The following is an 18,402-nucleotide window of genomic DNA, read 5'->3' on the forward strand; positions in this document are numbered from 1 at the left end:
GAAAAATATTGATGTGACGTCTGTACCTGATGAATATAAAAGGGCAGTTGAAAAGAGGCTGCAGGGTACTATTACTGAGGTTTCATACAGTGTAAGAAACTATATTAACTCATCACGACAGCTTGTGGTATATCAGAATACTTGCGATGAAGAAGCGGGTAGAGAAACTGTTCAAGGAAATGCAATAATAAAAAAATGCAATGTTTATTTACCAGCAGGTTATGATAAAAATGATAAAGCTACCAAGTACAATGTGTTGTATCTACTCCATGGAGTTGGCGGGGATCGTTATGAATGGTTATACGGCAGTGGCAATGGTGACGGAAATTTTATCATATGCAATATATTTGATAATCTTATTGCAAAGGGATATATTGAACCTTTGGTAATAGTATTTCCAGACGGAAGAAGTTCATATGATTGGACGGACAGTTCATTTAATGCTGAAGGAACAAACATGTTGGGTTTCTATTATTTCGACTATGAGCTAAGATATGATCTGATTCCATTCATTGAATCTCAATATAATACCTATGCTAATATAAAAGATATATCTTCCCAAAGCATTATATATAATAGATTACATAGATCTATCGCAGGCTTGTCTATGGGCGGGATGCAAGCTCTAAATCTGATTATCGGCGGTTATCGATGTGATTCTACAGTTTATACTGGAACAAGAAATGGCTGGAGTAACGGGCTTGATGCTACTGTTCTAGCACCAGGTATGGGAGATTTGTTTGCTTATGTGGGTGCCTTTTCAAATGCACCCACATCCAGTGATGGAAAGGTATTAGGTGCGAGTATTGCATCATCATGGGTTCATAAGCTCTCTTTACTTTATATTACTTGTGGCGATGCTGATGGAATAGCAAGTAAAGATGGTTATGCAAAAGCCATTGTTGGACTAACTGAAACTGCTGGAGACAATCTTGAAAATTATTACCAGGTGATTATAAAGGATGGTGTTCATGATTTTAACGTATGGAACAACGGTGCATATAATTTTGTTAGGCTATGTTTTAGAAAAATGGAAGGAGTCAATAAATATGTTAAGATTATTGAAAGCTAAAAATGGTATGATCTAGTGTTCATTATTGGACGCCACCAGTGGAGTGGATGAATGGACAGCTTTCATTCTAAATGTTCCTGGTGTATTTCCTGTTAGTTGTTTGAACTGACGGCAGAAGTGTTCAACATTATTGTATCCGCAGAAAGTTGATATCTCAGCAATTGAATTGGCACCATGTATCAAGTATTCTTTGGACATATGGATACGGCTGCCTATTACGTCATCCATGCAGGAGATATAAAAGGTATTTTTATAGAGTGTTTGTAGATAGCCTGGGCTTATGTGAAGATAGTCAGCCATAATAGGTACAGTCCAATGATTGCCTGGGTTATTGTGAATTTTAACACGCAGATTTAGAAGTTCGTAATATAGTGGGGAAACATTATCGCTGTCATAAGATTCTAAAAGTTTATTAAACAGGGTTCTTAAGAGATAGTCTATGGATGATTCTTTATAGTTTTTATTAGAAAAATTTTCGATAGAAAGTAGATGAAATAGCTGATGGCAATACTCAGGATCATCCAATGAAAATGGAACTCCAAATGGAAGGGTAGTTGCAGTAATATAGGATTCTGTGGAGTCGAAACGTATCCAGTCATTTATGTATTTGTCAGCACAGGCACGATAATATATTTTTTGGTGTGGGCGAAATAATACCGCACTGTGAGCAGGATATTCTTTTATTTCACTATTAACCAAGAAAAGTGCGGGAGTCTTAGTGTGCACAAGAAGCCAGCAATCATGTCCCTCTGGTATGTCAAAAACAAAGCTGTCTGGATGGACAGCATCACATCCTATAAAATAAATGTTTGTCATAGTTAATCTCCTAATCTTAGAATATATCAATTTGATATTAGTATATATCATTGGCTTTAGGGCGTCAATATTTTATAATTTTATTTATAAAGAGGTTAAATTGTAAATGTAGATAGTTTATTGATTATTTGTAAATATCAATATGAAGGAGGGAGATATGTAATGATACCACAAGTGAAAAAAAGTTCAAATTATGTACTTTGCTATACCAGGATGCCACAGGAGGATATAATATATTCAAAAAAGCTAGCTTACAGCATGCATCTTGCATACAGTGAAGATGGAAAGTATTTTAGAGATTTAAATCATAATTCCGGAATTTTGTTTGCAAAGGCAACTAACAATGAAAATGGGACGCTCAATGCGAAGTGTCTGAAAAGCCCATATGTTTTCTATATGACAGAGGGAATTTTTGGTGTGCTTGCTGTACGTATAGAGGCTGATGGTGGAAATGATCAGCAGAGCAAAGGGAAAGTTCTCTTATTTACATCTTTAGATCTTTTACAGTATAAGGAAGTCGGGTTAATTGATCTTAAGGGGGATGTTTATGTAAACGATGTGTTCTGTAAGTATGATGAAGATAAGGAAGCTTATGTTATCAGTTGGAGTGACGATCAGGGGAACTACTATAAAAACTATATTGCTGATATTACGAGCTTAACCTGTGCATCGGTTATGGAAAAGACTGAACCTTTTGTTGTAGAAACAGTGCACGCAGGTATAGAGGGAGTAGTACCAAGGAATGTTATTAGTGTATCACAGGAAGTGGCACACCGACTTGTATGTAAACTTACAGTTCCAATAAATATTAAAATTGAAGTTCTAAAAAGTGTAGTTGTGATGTCAGAAGAAGAGTTGAAAACTGTGAAAGCCACTGCTATTTACAGTGATGGGACAACAGATTCAAAGCTGGTAGATTGGGATACGTCAGGGATAGAATGGAACAAGCCGGGAAGATACATTGCAACAGGTACTGTTCACCAAGATCATTATGTATTTCCAATTGCCATCAATAGGGCAGATCCATGTATTGCTAAATGGAATGGAAAGTACTATTTTATTGCAACAAATGATGCTGACAACAATCACACCTTATACATGAGGGAGGCAGATACCATCCCGGGCCTTGTAAAGGCTGAGGAATTATTGATACTTGATTCTAGTACTTATGATGGTATTGGTGGATTGCTTTGGGCACCGGAATTTCATATCGTCGAAGGTAATTTATATATATTTCATGCAGCAACATCTGGAGAATTCTTATATGAAGAGTCCCACGTGATGAAATTGAGAGAAGGTGGAAAACCAATGTGTAGGCAAGACTGGTCAAGACCTCAGCGTGTTGTAAAGAAAGATGGTACAAATTTATGTGAAGCAGGAGAGACGATCTCTCTTGATATGACAAACTTTGAGATAAATGGAGAGTATTATGTTGCTTGGTCTCAGCGTCAGTTCATGCCCGTAGATCTAGGCGCATGGGTTTATATTGCAAAAGTTGACATAAAGGAGCCGTGGAAACTTACTACTGATCCAGTTCTCCTTACTAAACCAGATTATGGCTGGGCAAATAACCATACATTTGTTGATGAAGGACCATTTGCATTAATAAGGAATGGAAAGTTATTTCTAACTTTTTCCAGTGCAGCGGTAGATGCAACTTATGTTGTGGGACTACTAACTGCTGATATTGATGCAAATTTATTAAATCCTGAAAGTTGGACGAAAACAAATTATCCACTTTTAACATCCCGAAGTATGCCAGGTGAATATGGACCAGGTCATAATGCGTATGTAATAGATGATAATGGAACTGTCTGGAACACTTATCATGCAAGACCTGGGGTTGAAGGGCCAAGATCATCAGGTATACGACGTGTTCATTTTGATATTGATGGGTATCCGGTATTGGATTTATCAGAGTATAAAGATTTAGATAAGAGATTAGCTAAGGTAACCATTGATGTTATTGTAAATTGAATTTTGAAATGATGATAAATATAGACTCTGTTTTAATGAATGATTACTAATTTAATATCATTTGATTTTATATTAATCAAATGATATTAAAAAAGCTTATATTATATGTTTTTAGTTGTTCTAATAAGATCTACAATCCTTCCTGTAATATCCTGAGCCCCAGCCTTAAATTTTACGGTTACAGTATTATTGTTACCATATATTTCTTTAGGAATTAAATAAGTCTTTTCGGTTAGTTCATAGGAAGTTTTATTACCTATAACCTCATGAGAAATTTGAGAATCATTAATGTATACATCAAAGCTTTTTCTACAGTCCATAGGCAAATATCTAAATTGTAGGTAAGTATTTTCATCATGGCTTACTTTCATCTCATAACTAAACCAGCCGTTGTTTTTTGCAAATCTATAGTGAAATCCATCACGGTCTCCAGCTTCAGTGTCTTGACTCAATACATGATGTGAAAGTTCATATTGATCATTACCTATTTGAATACTGTCAATTTCTGCTGCTTTAACCTTTTCAGATTGTTGTTTTTCTAAAATATATTTTTTCAGTTCTTTTGAATTTTCTTCGACTAATATCCAATAGATACCATATCTCTGGGTATGTTGTAGATAGTGTGGAGTGAATATTAACCTAGTATCTTCATCAGTACCCTTTAATCTAAACTCCATTTTACCTTGGGTTTTTATTAAGTTTTCAGTGATATGATTTTTAAAGGAATCCATACATTCTGATTTAATAATAATGTAATCTTTTATTTCCACATGTTTACTTGGGATGCTTACATTGACTCCTGTAGTTGATTCCTCTAATTTTTCTGTACCTAAGGCTGCACTTAAAACTAATGGTCCATAGGTAAAAGCAATGGCATTTGAGTTATCAGGTAGGGATGAAAAACTGACCTCTATTTTAAAGTCTATTTCGATTGTATCATTATTTTTCCAGATTCTATTAATAAGTGCATACCCTTTTTCTTCTTCAAAGAGAGTGAGCTCATTGTTAATTTTTATACTTGCACCTTTTGACCAACTTGGAATTCGAAAACAAAGAGTTAACTCAATATTATTTTTAGCATTAATTTTGAAATATGCACTGTCAGTATTAGGTATATCCGTATCTTGAAGAAGCATAATCTGTTTTTCAGTCCAATTTAATGAGGAGGAAAGATACATATTTACAAACAGTTTATTACCTTCATAAAAATAAAGGCTATCGTTTAACTTTGAGAAGTTCTCCATCCCTGTTCCTGTACAGCACCAAAAGTGTTCAAAAGGCTTACTATAAACTTTAAAATAACCTGTAGCCATTGGTTGAAAGTACATAGTCATTCCAGTATCAGGATTTTGAGAGGATAATATGGCATTTATAAAAGTATTCTCATAAAAATCAGAATATTTTTTATCACCTGTAATTTGAAATAGACCTCTTGATAATTTTAACATGTTGTAGGTATTGCAAGTTTCACAGTTAGTTGCCGTTCTCTCTGCGTCTAAGATTTTTGGTTGTCCAAAATGTTCCCATTCACTGTTTCCACCTGTTACGTAGCTATGGTCAGTTACTACAATATCCCAAAACTGCTTGCAAGCATCTAGATAAAATTGTTCACTTTCACCATATATAAAATATCTATTTAATGCACCTAAGAATTTAGGAATAGTTGTATTGGCATGTCTATTATTTAAAATATCTTTGCCATCATGAATTTGTGTAAACAGTGATAATTCATCAAACTTATGTGCTGCGTAGCGATGCTTTTCATCCTTTGTTATTTTAAAAAGTTCATACATACAGTCGTTCATGCCACCATATTCAACAGATAAAACCTTGGCCTGAATTTCTGGTGTCCATTTGTAGGTTCTATTATAAACCCAATAACCTAGTCTTGAAACAATTTTAAATGCTATTTCCATTTTCGTGAGTTCGTACACAGTATTTAACCCTGTTATGATTTTATGCATAGTATACCAAGGGACCCACACAGGTTTAGCATTTTCTACCTTATTAAAAAACTCCTCTGGAAAGGCTGAAAGATAACCATTATCTAATTGACAAAGGGATAGCTCGTCTAAGATATATTGTATCCTTCCATAAATTGTGATATCATTTGTAGTAGCATAAACTTGAGCTAAAGCTGACAAATAGTGACCTAAGGTATGACCACGAATCTCTGAGTTTTCCCATCCTGGATAGCTTTTGGCTTTTGGAGTAAGATCTTTTGTTATGCGAAAGAAAGATAGTAATTTGTCACTATTAAAGGATTTCAGGTACTCAATTTCTTTCACGAATGCATTTGTTAAATAAGGATTAGTAAGTTGCACCTGAGACATTGAAAAAGATTTAATCATTATAAAGTCTCCTTTTTTATAAATGTTTTTGTTCAGGTTATGATTATTAGTATAATAGTTAATTTATAAAAATAAAATAGTTTAAATACAGAATAGGTGGTAAAAAGTCATATGAAGTATTATGAATTTTCACTTGTAAAACCTCTTAAATATAATTTAACAGGTAAGTTTCAAGCACCATCACCAGAGTGGTTACACTTTACTCGATATATGCAGGACTATGAATTGATTATAGTTACAGAGGGAGTAGCATATCTACAAGTTGAACATCAATTGTATTCTATTGGAAAAGGGGAATTTCTCATTTTTCCGCCTTCGGCAAAACAAGCAGGATATAAAAAAAGTAGTTGTTCATTTTATTGGCTACATTTTGCTTATGAAAATCCTGTAAGCATTATTTTGTTAGAAGAATTTCCTTTCGAATTACCAGAAGATAAAATATATATACCAACCCATGGAAAAGTTGAAAATCTTGAAAAAATCATTGTAATTATGAAGCATCTGCAGGATAGTGTACGCAGTTATCATAACAGTATTCAAAATAACTATGTGTGTACAACTATACTTTGCGAAATTTCCAGTCAGTTTTTGGCAAAGAAAAATCAGGAGAATTCATCATTAAAAAGAAAACAGTTTTTTAATGATATACAAGACTATATTAAATGGAATCGGACTAATGCTATAAAGGTATCTGAAATTGCAGAGCATTTTGGATATAATAAAAGATATATATCATCTTTATTCAGTACTATCGCTAATGTATCTCTGAAGCAGTATATAATGCAAGAAAAAATAGAATTGGCAAAGTATTTGCTTTGTGATACTAATGATAATGTTAGTGAGATAGCTTATCAGCTTGGGTATAATGATAGTCATAACTTTATGAAGGGGTTTAAGAAATTGGTTGGGCTTACACCTACTCAATATAGAAATGCTTATGCAACAAGGCTGTTATTCTATGAATAGAAAAAATAACTTAAGAATGGGGGGGGATATCTTTAGTTTACTAAAGTGTTATATATTCGTTTACGGTTTACAATATATTTATACAAGTTGCAAAAGGATGCAACGTCTATTTATAAGCATTTTACATGAAATCGTTATCAGTAGAAAAATAAAATTGGATAAAGGAGAGGTTTATAAAAATGGAAGAGGAAATCATGATAAATCAAGAGGATAATAGTAAAGAGGGTCCGAAAGCTCCAAAAGATCCAGTTAAAAGGCGTAGTAGTATTTTCTTTATGTTTGAGTCAACTATTGAAGCAACTTGTAGTAGTGAAGGTAAACCTTCACAGGATATTTATTTAGAAGGACGAATAAAAGAGAATGTAAAGTTTACAGGTGGAGTTACAGATGAGAAAATATTAAAATTGCTAGAAAATTGCAGTGGATTTCATAAATTGGTCCATAGTATTGGGGTATCAGTAAAGGGAATAAATAATGCTCCTTTAAATATCGATTTTGTGCTAAAAAATTTGGGTAAGGGTAAAAAATATGAGACTGGAACTTTGCTTAGAGTTCCATGCCGCACGGATGGATCAGAGCTCATTTTAAAACTTAAAGATTACACGTGGTCTCCAGAGGATGATATTCTTTCGAAATTTGCTTTTGAATTTGAGAATGTAGGTGAACTGGCAATTGCCACTGTGAAGTTCTATCTACATTCTGGATATGAAGTGCCAGAGGTAGCTATGGAACCACCTGTTTCTTTTGGTTCAGATGAATATAAAGCAATGATTGCAAAGTCATTATTAAATAAAGGTAATAATAAGAGACTTAAAACTGCCATAGAAAAAGCACAAAGAGGCGAAGATGTTACTATTGCATATATTGGAGGCTCGATTACCCAGGGTGCAGCAGCCAAACCTATAAATACAAATTGTTATCCATATAAAGCTTATTTAAAGTTTAAAGATATGTTTGGAAAAGATGGAGGGGAAAATATACATTACGTGAAAGCTGGCGTTGGTGGTACACCATCAGAACTAGGTATTATACGTTATGGACGGGATATTTTAAAGGATGGAGAAGTGGAGCCGGATATTGTAATAGTTGAATTTGCAGTAAATGATGAAGGAGACGAAACAAAGGGAATTTGTTATGAGAGTTTATGTTTAAAAATTCTATCGTCAAAGAATAAACCAGCAGTAATTTTGTTGTTTGCAGTATTTATGAATGACTGGAATTTACAAGATAGGCTTTCACCCGTTGGAAAACATTATAATTTACCAATGGTAAGCATAAAGGATGCAGTAGTAGAGCAGTTCAGCCTTAGAAAGTCAGAAGGAAATATCATATCTAAAAGACAGTTTTTTTACGATATCTTTCATCCAACAAATGACGGCCATAGGGTAATGGTAGATTGCTTAGAGCACCTTTTCTTAGAAACTAAAAAAGCTGTTAAGGATAGAGATGATATTATAATAGATAAACCACCAGTAATTGGGGACAGATTTAAAAATATTCATCTAATTGATAAAGAAAATTATAGAAATGTGGCAACCATAACTGAGGGAAGTTTTACGCAGACAGATACTGATTTGCAAATGGTAGAAATGGATGATAATCCTTTTTTATCACCGGAATTTCCATTTAACTGGATGCATACAAATTCATCAGGAAATGAGAGCTTCAGGATGATTATAAAATGTAGCAGTCTCATCCTTGTTTTTAAGGATTCAGGAAGTAATACCTTTGGCAAAGCAGATATTTTTGTGGATGGTAAGCGAGTAAAAACAGCAGATCCACATGAAAACAATTGGACTCATTGTAATCCAGTAATTTTATTTCAAAGTGAAGATTGCAAGAAGCATACTGTAGATATAAAAATGGTCTCAGATAATGAAGATAAGTGTTTTACCATATTAGGATTTGGGTATACATTATAATCCAAACTTTCCTGCGATTTTTTTATATAAAAATAGGAATCCCGATAACACCAAAGGAGGATTAATGAAAATGTTACAAGATAATCAAAGATGCGATAGTGTAGCACAGGTATTGTCACAAGGCGAAGCAACTGTGAGCCTTGTGACAGAATTAGAAGCTATCATGATATATGTTGATTCGAAAGGTAAGGATTATGGCGGTTTAAGATTAGTGGCATTGTCTTTTGCCGATGATATTAATATGGTTACAGGGATAACCCCACTTATTTCAACGGATATAAAGCAGCTAAATGGGACAGTAGTGATTGCCGGGTCTATTGGAAATAATGATTTAATTGATTCATTAGTTAAAGAAGGCATAATAGATATATCTTATATAAAAAACAAGCGTGAATGTTATAAAATAATTGTTGTTAGAAATCCAGTCGCAGGGATAGATAAGGCTATCGTAGTTGTAGGAAGTGATAAGAGGGGAGCAATTTATGGTATTTATCATATTTCAGAATTAATTGGAGTAAGTCCGTGGGTTTACTTTGGAGATGTTGCACCAATAAGGCAATCGGAACTAATTATTCCAGAATATAAGTTAAACATAACTTCCAAGGAACCATCTGTAAAATATAGAGGATTTTTCTTGAATGATGAGTGGCCATCCCTAGGCAAATGGGTAACTGGAACCTTTGGAGACTTTAATGAAGAATTCTACGATAAAGTATTTCAACTACTTTTAAGATTAAAAGGAAATTTTTTGTGGCCAGCCATGTGGAGTGCAGTTTTTAGTGAAAATGGTAAAAGTAGTGCAATAGCTAATGCAAAACTTGCTGATGCATATGGTATTGTTATGGGCACCTCACATCATGAACCAATGTTTCGTGCAGGCGAAGAATGGAGAAAAATTAACCAGCAATATGGGACAAACAGTGCATGGGATTTTTCTAGTAATGCGCAGGCTATAACCAAGTTTTGGGAAGATGGATTATTGCGTAATAAGGATTTTGAAAGCTTGATTACCTTAGGAATGAGAGGAGAACAAGATTCTGAATTAGTGGGATCTGAGGAGGAAAATATCCAGCTGCTAAAGAGTATTATTAGAGCGCAAAAAAGTTTATTAAAGAAACATGGGCTTGCGGATGCACCTCAGGTTCTTACAATATATAAAGAAGTAGAAAAATATTGGTACGGGTCAGATAAGGTTGAGGGATTAAGAGAGTGGGATGTACTAGATGATGTAACAATTATGCTGGCAGATGATAATTTTGGAAATCTTCGTACACTACCTACTGATAAAGAACGAAATCGTAGGTATGGCTTTGGAATGTATTATCATTTTGATTATCACGGCGGACCTTGTTCTTATGAATGGGTAAATTCAACACCACTTGAAAAAGTATGGGAACAAATGTCTATGGCCTTTGATTATGGAGTGCATAATATATGGGTTGTCAATGTTGGAGATCTAAAACCACAGGAATTGCCAATATCATATTTTTTGGATTTGGCATATGATTTTGATACTTTTGGAACTGACGCAATAATTAAGACCACAGAATATACAAAGCAGTGGGTAAGGAGGCAATTCGGAAAGGTTTTAGAAGAAGATATAACAGATGGAATTGCAAATGTATTGTCAGACTATACGAGGATGAATGGAAAACGAAAACCTGAGATTACTCTTGATTCAACGTACAGTTGTATAAATTATAATGAAGCACAAAGGGTACTCACAAAAGCAATTAATATGGAGAAAACTTCTAAAAAATATTATAAATGTATTCCTGAGGCATACAAGGATGTATATTATCAGCTGGTACATTATCCGGCAGTAGCATCGGCAAATGTGGTGAAAATGCAGATATTCGCAGGGTTTAATAAGCTATATTATGACCGCAATAGTGTCCTTGCAAATTACTATGCTAAATTGGTAAAGGAGTGTATAGAGACCGATAACAATATGCAAAGTTACTATAATAACAGTATGTCTGATGGAAAATGGAATGGAATGATGAGTTCTCCACATATAGGGTATACAAAATGGAGTTCTGATGGCTGGGCATATCCACAAGTGAACTATATTAACCCAAAAGATGATTCATGTATGATTGTAGTTGTAGAAGGAACTGAAAATGAAGGTCTTTCTTTAGCTGCAAGTCTTCTAGAATTTACAAATCTGGGTAAGGAGAGTTATTTTATTAACATAAGCAATGGCTCAGGAAAATCATTCCATTACAAAGTTGAAGCAAGTGAGGATTGGATAAAAGTGGATAATATGGAGGGAAGTATTAATATTGGAAAGACGATAAGAGTTTGCGTGAATTGGAGTAAGGTGTCAAAGACCACAAGTGGTGTAATCAAAATTTTTGGCGGGGAAAAAACAGTAAAAGTGAATGTTAAAGCAGAAGTTATAGATACTTATGGTTTACCTAATATGACATTTATTGAGGCGCATAATGTGGTGTCTATTGAAGCGGAGCATACAGTCAAAAATATAGCAAGATCGAATGTGCAGTGGAAAATAGTTAAAAACTATGGACGTTCTTTATCCTGCCTAAAAATGTTTCCAACAACTGTGTCCTTTGAAAAGACGGAAGATGCACCATATTTGGAATATATAATAAATGTAAATGAAGATTCAAAGTATATATTGACAACCTACGTTGCACCCACCAATAATCTTTACGTAAGTAGCAGATTAAGATATGGTGTATCTTTTGATGGAGAAGCGTCAATTATAGCAGATGCTCTACCTGTAAATTTTGTAGCTGGTACTAACGGTAATAAAGCATGGGAGGAAGCAGTCATGGAAAATATCCATACAATGACTACTACTCATAAATTAGAAAAGGGAATACATACCCTCAGATTTTATGGCCTAGATGCTGGGATTATATTGCAAAAGCTAGTTTTATCCAAAGAAAAGCTCCTAAACTCTTTTTTTGGACCAGAAGAGAGCTTCTATATAAGAAAGGAAGATTCAAAATGAAAAATAATCCAATTATTTGGTCAGATTACCCTGATATTGATGTAATAAGGGTAGAGGATACTTACTATATGGTAAGCACTACAATGCATTTTATGCCTGGGTGTGTAATATTGCGTTCTTATGACCTTATTCATTGGGAGGTGGCAACACATGTATATGAAGGTTTGGAGGATACACCAGCCCAAAAGCTCCAAGGCGAAGAACACATTTATGGCAAGGGAATGTGGGCAGCATCCCTTCGTTATCATAATGAGAAATTTTATATTTGTTTCGTATCAAATGATACACATAAAACTTATTTATTTACTGCTTCTGATATTAATGGTCCATGGAAAAAACAAATTATTGAAGGGTTTTATCATGACAACTCGCTTCTGTTTGATGAGGATGGAAGAATTTACATTATTTATGGCAATACCGAGATTTATATTACAGAATTAAACAGTGATCTAACAGGTCCGAGGCTTGGTGGACTTAATCGGATTATAGTGAAAGATATGCAGCCTCATCACCTTGGTTATGAGGGTTCTCACATCTATAAAATTAATGGTAAATATTATGTATTTTCTATACATATGCTAAAATCAAAAGGTCGTAGAACAGAGGCTTGCTTTGTAGCAGATTCTCTGGAAGGGGAATTTACAGGAGGAGAGGTTTTTGATGACGATATGGGATATCACAATTCTGGTGTTGCACAAGGTGGTATTGTGAATACTCCAGATGGAAAATGGTATTCAATATTATTTCAGGATCATGGTGCAGTTGGACGTATACCTGTTATTATACCTTTACACTTAGAAAATGATTTTCCTGTATTTGATAAAAAGGCTCCTGAATATATTGAGGTGACCAGTACAAGGCCAGGTTATGAATACAAGATGTTAGTTGGCGATGATGATTTTATTTATAAGCTTGATCAAAAGGGGAAGGTTCATCTAAAGGATTTCTGGCAGTGGAATCACATTCCGACAGAGGCTCTATGGTCAGTAACGGAAAAACCTGGTACATACCGTATTCATTCAGGAAAAACTTGTCCAAATTTATTTTATGCAGTTAATACTTTGACCCAGCGTACAATGGGGCCTGACTGCGAAGCAGTTGTTACTTTAGATGGCAGTGAACTTAAAGATGGCGACTATGCAGGTTTATGTTTTTTAATTAGTTCCTATGGCTTTATAGCACTTACAAAAGAAAATGGTCAAAGTTATTTGGTAATGTGTGCTAGAGTTGTTGATGATAAATCCATCTTTGGAAACCTGATAGATAACCAGCCTGCAGTGGAGTATGCAAGGATTCCAGTAAAAGGAGACAAGGTTACATTGAAGGCCTATGGAAATTTTGTGGATAATATTGATGAGTGCCAGTTTTATTATAAGGAGGGTGATAGGTGGAATAAACTTGGGATTACACACTCAATGGTATATAAGTTGGACATGTTCGTCGGATGCCGTTTTGGATTGTTCATGTATTCTACAAAAAAAATTAGCGGTGCTGCTGGATTTTCACAGTTTAGGTATAATACTTTAAAGTAAATATTAAGGAGGTTTTTTATATGACAAAAAACATTAAGGTACCTGTTTCAGGTAAACCTTTTAAAAATAATGCCACATTTTGTGTTGGTACTGGAAGAATGGGGCTAGCTCTTCAAAAAGAGTATACTGACCATTTAAAAATGATCCAGGATTCCATACATTTTTCTTATATTCGTGGTCATGGATTGTTTAGTGATGACATGGGTATATATCGTGAGCATACCATGGATGGAGTAACTAGTGTTTTTTACAATTTTACTTATCTTGATCGTGTTATGGACTATTATTTAGAGAATGGCATACGTCCATTCTTGGAACTGGGATTTATGCCAGAAAAGCTAAAGAATGGTGAACAAACCATATTCTACTGGAAAGGAAATGTAACACCTCCATCTTCTTATGAAAAATGGGCAGAGCTCATAACAGAAACCTTAAATCATCTTATTGAAAGGTATGGAAGAGAAGAAGTTATAAATTGGCCTGTGGAGGTGTGGAATGAACCTAATATTGGTTTCTGGGCTGGAAGTATGGAGGAATACTTTAAATTGTATGAATATTCAGCAGCTGCGGTAAAGAAAGCAGACCATAGAATTCAGGTGGGAGGTCCTTCAATCTGTGGCATTGATACTGAGCACTGGCTTAGGTCATTTTTTGAATATTGTATAAAAAATAAACTTCCATTGGATTTTATCACTCGTCATTGCTATACTGCCCGGGAGACAACTAAACGTGGAGATTATGTATACCATGTTATGAACGAGCCTACTATAATGATTGAGGAGCTTAAGGAAACACGTAAAATCATGTCTGATTATCCCAGTGTAACAAACATTCCTCTACATATAACGGAGTTTAACAGCTCATATGTTCCTGTATGTCCGGTACATGATACGGATTTTAATGCGGCATTTATCGCTCGTATACTTAGTGAAGCAGGAGAGTATGCAGACTCGTATTCATATTGGACATTTAGCGATGTATTTGAGGAAGATGATGTTCCCATGTCGGTTTTCCATGGGGGTTTCGGTATGATTGCTCTAAATTCTATAAAGAAACCAACATTCTATGCATTTGAGTTTTTTTCCAAAGCCGGCAAAGAATTAATTTACCGTGATGAACATTTGATTGTTACCAAAAATGATGATAAGTATGTAATTATTGGTTGGAACTGGCATGATATGAGAGATCATAAGCAAGCGCCTGACGAAAATTATGTCCTTTCATTGCCTTCAATAGGAAAACAGGTTTTACTAGTTAAAAAAGATGTAGGAGGGGCTCAGGGTAACCCAATGCAAACGTGGAGCAATATGGGTAAGCCACGCAGCATTGATAAGAAGCAGCTGAAGATACTTCAGGCGGCTTCGCAGCCACTTCAGAGCGATGCAAAGCTACTTGAACAAAATGGAACTTACGAAGTAGAACTTACAATCTCGTGTAATCACCTGTGTATGATAGAAATAACTCCTGTTAATGATAAGACAGATAGCTACCTTGGTTTTGATCCAGAAGAGTTTTATGGTCTTAAATAATGGTGATAACTTTCTTAATTCATAAAATAGGAAGGTGACTGCTAGCCGTAAGTACAAGTTCAGTTATTATAAATATAAAGAATGAATTAAATTTTGAAAGGATGATAAATATGGAAAAAACACAAATTGGTGCGATACCTCCTATGGGGTGGAATTCATGGAATACATTTACTTGGGACATAAATGAACAACTTATTCGTGATGTAGCGGATAGGTTTATTTCAGAGGGATACAAAGATGCAGGATACGAGTATATTGTTATAGATGACTGCTGGAGTCTAAAGCAAAGAGATGATAAAGGAACACTTGTAGCTGACCCAGTAAAATTTCCAAGTGGAATGAAAGCACTTGCTGATTATGTTCATGGGAAGGGTTTGAAGTTTGGAATGTATTCCTGTGTAGGAACACATACGTGTGCAGGGTATCCTGGAAGTTTTGAACACGAATTTCAGGATGCAGAATTGCTTGCAAAATGGGGTGTGGACTATTTAAAGTATGATTACTGTTTTAAGCCTAGACAAATGTCAGGGGAGCTACTATATAAGAGGATGAGTCTTGCACTTAAAAACTGTGGGCGCGACATTTTATTTTCTGCCTGCAATTGGGGGGAAGATAATGTATATCAGTGGATTCGTGAATCAGGTGCTCATATGTATAGGTCTACAGGTGATATACAGGATAATTGGGATTCTATAAAAAACTTAGCTACATCTCAGCTTAATAAAGAATGTTATACAGGTTCATATTGTCATAACGATATGGATATGTTGGTTGTCGGGATGTATGGTGGAAGTAATAGTGACTGGATTGGCAGCAAGATTGGTGGTTGTAGTGATAATGAGTATAAAACACATTTTTCTTTATGGAGTATTATGGGGTCACCGCTCATGATTGGATGTGATTTCAGAAATGCTAACCAGATAACAAAGGATATTTTGATGAATCGTGACATTATTGCAATTAATCAGGATATAGAATGTCGTGGAGCTTACCGAATTAAACCGGAACCACAGTGGTTTAATTCAGATGATGTATTTATGTCAGTAAAAGTATTAACTAATGGAGATATTGCTATAGGTTTTTTTAATCTAAGTGACACTCAAAGAGAATTATCATTACAGTTTTGGGACATAGGGATTCCTTATGCCTCGGGAATTTCGTTATCCATGTATGACTGCTGGCAGCACAAAGAAATAGGCGTCTTTAGAGAAAGATTTGCTCCTGTAGTACCGGCACATGATTGTGTGATAGTACGTGCAAAACTGGTGAAATAAGTGGTAAATAATAAAACGTGCCGAGAATGCGGAACAGCTTTAAAAGGTGATGATATAGCCATATATCTTAAATTGGTTACAAGAAATGCTGAAGACTTTTTATGTATAGATTGTCTTGGTGTGAAATTAGAATGCGGACGTGGACCGATTGAGGAACGGATAAAATATTTTAGAGAATCAGGGAATTGTACTTTGTTCCGTTAGTTATGAAGACCTAAACTAATATCAAGCTTATTACCCTTTGATGAAATTTTATAATTTCATCAAAGGGTAATAAGTTTTTTTGTCGAATATATTAAGTACTAACTCTTTTACTTAAAATTTTACATTTTAGGGTAATCTTAATAAGTTTTAATATAAAATAATACCTAATTTGTATATGGGAGGGATATATTTAATGTTTAAAGTTTTATTAGCAGACGATGAACCCGCTGTAATACAGCTTTTAGAAAACCTAGTTGAATGGGAAACCTTAGGATATACTATATGTGGTACGGCATCAAATGGTGAAGATGCTTTAGAAATTCTAAAACAAAGTAATCCACATTTGGCTATTATAGATATACACATGCCAAGGATTAACGGGCTGCAGCTTTTACATCAGGCTTCTGAAATATTGTATTTAAGGACAAAATTTATTATTTTGAGTGCTTATAACGATTTTGAGTATGCTAAAACTGCCATGCGTTATGGTGTTAACGATTACATATTAAAGCCTATAGATGATGATGAATTGATTCCAGCTTTAAAAAAAGTAAGGAATCAAATTGATAATGAGATTGGTACTCTAGAATCAAAAGCAAATAAAATGAAATTTGTTGCAAGTAACTATATTAATAGAATCATAAAAGACGAGATCAGTGAAGAATTTATAGAAAGATGCAAACGCATACTAAGACTCGATGATAATAGTTCATTTAGATGTGCACTAGTGGAAATAAACCAGTTTGAAAAATGGATGAATGATCTTTCAAATATTGAGATTCAAAAGAAAAGGTTGTCGGTAAGAAAGGTAATTGAAGATGGGGTAGAAAGTAATCATGTGACCAATATATTCGATGATGATATTCATAGATTTGGAATAATCATTTCACATGACATGGTTATGCGGGAAGAACAATATCTTGAGAATTTGAAAATGGAAGTATGGAAAAACTGCCATTGCTCTGTTTCTGTGTCATTAAGTGAAGAAGCAAAGGGTACAGGTAATATAGGAAAACTATACAGGCAATCATTGATAGCACTTCAATACAGGCTTTTTCAGATGGATGGAGGGGTACTTTATTATGAGCGGTTTAAGAATACTCCATTGAATTATAATTTTTATGAATCCAATCCGGAAGAGTTGTTAGAAGATATAAAGTGTAATAACATTTCCGGAATCAATGATAAACTAAATAAGGTTTTTGGTGAATTTTATAAAAAAAAGTGTGCTCCTGAGGTTATTGAGAGTTATATAAAAAATATTGAATTTGAGATGGTAAAACATATACAAGATCATAATGGAAATGTAGATGAACTTATCACCAAATTGAAAAGCATAAGTACAAGCATTGGAAAAACACCTGTTGATTCATTAAGAGACGATTTTTATAAATTATTATTAGATACATCTGATTATTATAAGAGTATTAGCAGCAGAAGTTCGAAAGATATCATTGTTGAAATAAAAGATTTTGTACATCAAAATTATCAGAAGGATTTAAAACTTCAGCAGGTTGCTAAAACTTATTTTGTTAATCCTGTATATATTGGGCAGGTTTTCACTAAAACAGTTGGAATGCATTTTAATGAGTATCTGCACAGCATCCGAATAGCAGAAGCTAAAAAGCTGATTAGGAGGACAGATATGAAAATATCAGGGATTGCTTCAATGGTAGGATATAGTGACTCTGAGTATTTTGCAAATAAATTTAAGGCAATTACTGGTTATTTACCATCCTATTACAGGAAAAATAGTATGATGTAAATCCATAAATAAGA

The 18,402-nt window shown here is 34.4% G+C and carries 12 protein-coding genes; 10 read left to right on the forward strand and 2 right to left on the reverse strand.

What is annotated here, in order from left to right; all coding sequences use genetic code 11:
• The first annotated feature begins 13 nt into the window (after nt 1-13).
• Nucleotides 14-1,072 (forward strand): alpha/beta hydrolase, encoded by a 1,059-nt coding sequence (locus tag A7L45_RS08750; RefSeq protein ID WP_224616991.1) that lies wholly within the window; start codon nt 14-16, stop codon nt 1,070-1,072.
• Nucleotides 1,073-1,084: 12 nt separating this feature from the next.
• Here A7L45_RS08750 and A7L45_RS08755 read toward each other — a convergent pair whose 3' ends face one another.
• Nucleotides 1,085-1,888: a helix-turn-helix transcriptional regulator gene (locus tag A7L45_RS08755; protein WP_071612424.1), complete on the reverse strand. Its 804-nt coding sequence runs from the start codon at nt 1,886-1,888 to the stop codon at nt 1,085-1,087.
• 162 nt (nt 1,889-2,050) lie between these two features.
• Here A7L45_RS08755 and A7L45_RS08760 point away from each other — a divergent pair, with 162 nt between their 5' ends.
• On the forward strand, nt 2,051-3,865 hold the full coding sequence (locus tag A7L45_RS08760) for a family 43 glycosylhydrolase (RefSeq protein WP_071612425.1): 1,815 nt from the start codon (nt 2,051-2,053) through the stop codon (nt 3,863-3,865).
• A 101-nt stretch (nt 3,866-3,966) separates the two neighbouring features.
• Here A7L45_RS08760 and A7L45_RS08765 read toward each other — a convergent pair whose 3' ends face one another.
• Nucleotides 3,967-6,216 carry a beta-L-arabinofuranosidase domain-containing protein gene (locus tag A7L45_RS08765; RefSeq protein WP_224616989.1) on the reverse strand — a complete coding sequence of 750 codons (2,250 nt, stop codon included), beginning with the start codon at nt 6,214-6,216 and terminating at the stop codon, nt 3,967-3,969.
• A gap of 111 nt (nt 6,217-6,327) precedes the next feature.
• On the opposite strand from A7L45_RS08765, the gene A7L45_RS08770 reads away from it, so the two are divergent.
• The 8 genes from A7L45_RS08770 to A7L45_RS08810 all read left to right on the forward strand — a co-directional run bounded on the left by A7L45_RS08770 (nt 6,328) and on the right by A7L45_RS08810 (nt 18,388).
• Nucleotides 6,328-7,182 carry an AraC family transcriptional regulator gene (locus A7L45_RS08770; protein ID WP_071612426.1) on the forward strand — a complete coding sequence of 285 codons (855 nt, stop codon included), beginning with the start codon at nt 6,328-6,330 and terminating at the stop codon, nt 7,180-7,182.
• A 179-nt stretch (nt 7,183-7,361) separates the two neighbouring features.
• Nucleotides 7,362-9,104 carry an SGNH/GDSL hydrolase family protein gene (locus tag A7L45_RS08780; protein WP_224616987.1) on the forward strand — a complete coding sequence of 581 codons (1,743 nt, stop codon included), beginning with the start codon at nt 7,362-7,364 and terminating at the stop codon, nt 9,102-9,104.
• A gap of 64 nt (nt 9,105-9,168) precedes the next feature.
• A complete protein-coding gene (locus A7L45_RS08785) occupies nt 9,169-12,084 on the forward strand; it encodes a glycosyl hydrolase 115 family protein (protein WP_236900475.1) in 2,916 nt (971 codons plus the stop codon).
• Nucleotides 12,081-13,616: a glycoside hydrolase family 43 protein gene (locus A7L45_RS08790; protein WP_071612429.1), complete on the forward strand. Its 1,536-nt coding sequence runs from the start codon at nt 12,081-12,083 to the stop codon at nt 13,614-13,616. The genes A7L45_RS08785 and A7L45_RS08790 overlap by 4 nt, the downstream gene beginning before the upstream one ends.
• A 20-nt stretch (nt 13,617-13,636) precedes the next feature.
• Nucleotides 13,637-15,145, forward strand: a complete 1,509-nt coding sequence (locus A7L45_RS08795; protein WP_071612430.1) for a GH39 family glycosyl hydrolase — start codon at nt 13,637-13,639, stop codon at nt 15,143-15,145.
• Nucleotides 15,146-15,255: 110 nt separating this feature from the next.
• A complete protein-coding gene (locus A7L45_RS08800) occupies nt 15,256-16,419 on the forward strand; it encodes a glycoside hydrolase family 27 protein (protein WP_071612431.1) in 1,164 nt (387 codons plus the stop codon).
• Complete coding sequence (locus A7L45_RS08805) at nt 16,420-16,623, forward strand: hypothetical protein (protein WP_071612432.1); 204 nt, start codon at nt 16,420-16,422, stop codon at nt 16,621-16,623. It abuts the gene before it with no gap.
• 193 nt (nt 16,624-16,816) lie between these two features.
• Nucleotides 16,817-18,388 (forward strand): response regulator transcription factor, encoded by a 1,572-nt coding sequence (locus A7L45_RS08810; RefSeq protein WP_071612433.1) that lies wholly within the window; start codon nt 16,817-16,819, stop codon nt 18,386-18,388.
• Nucleotides 18,389-18,402 lie beyond the last annotated feature (14 nt).

The organism is Clostridium estertheticum subsp. estertheticum, assembly GCF_001877035.1.
GTDB classification, from domain to species: Bacteria; Bacillota; Clostridia; order Clostridiales; family Clostridiaceae; genus Clostridium_AD; species Clostridium_AD estertheticum.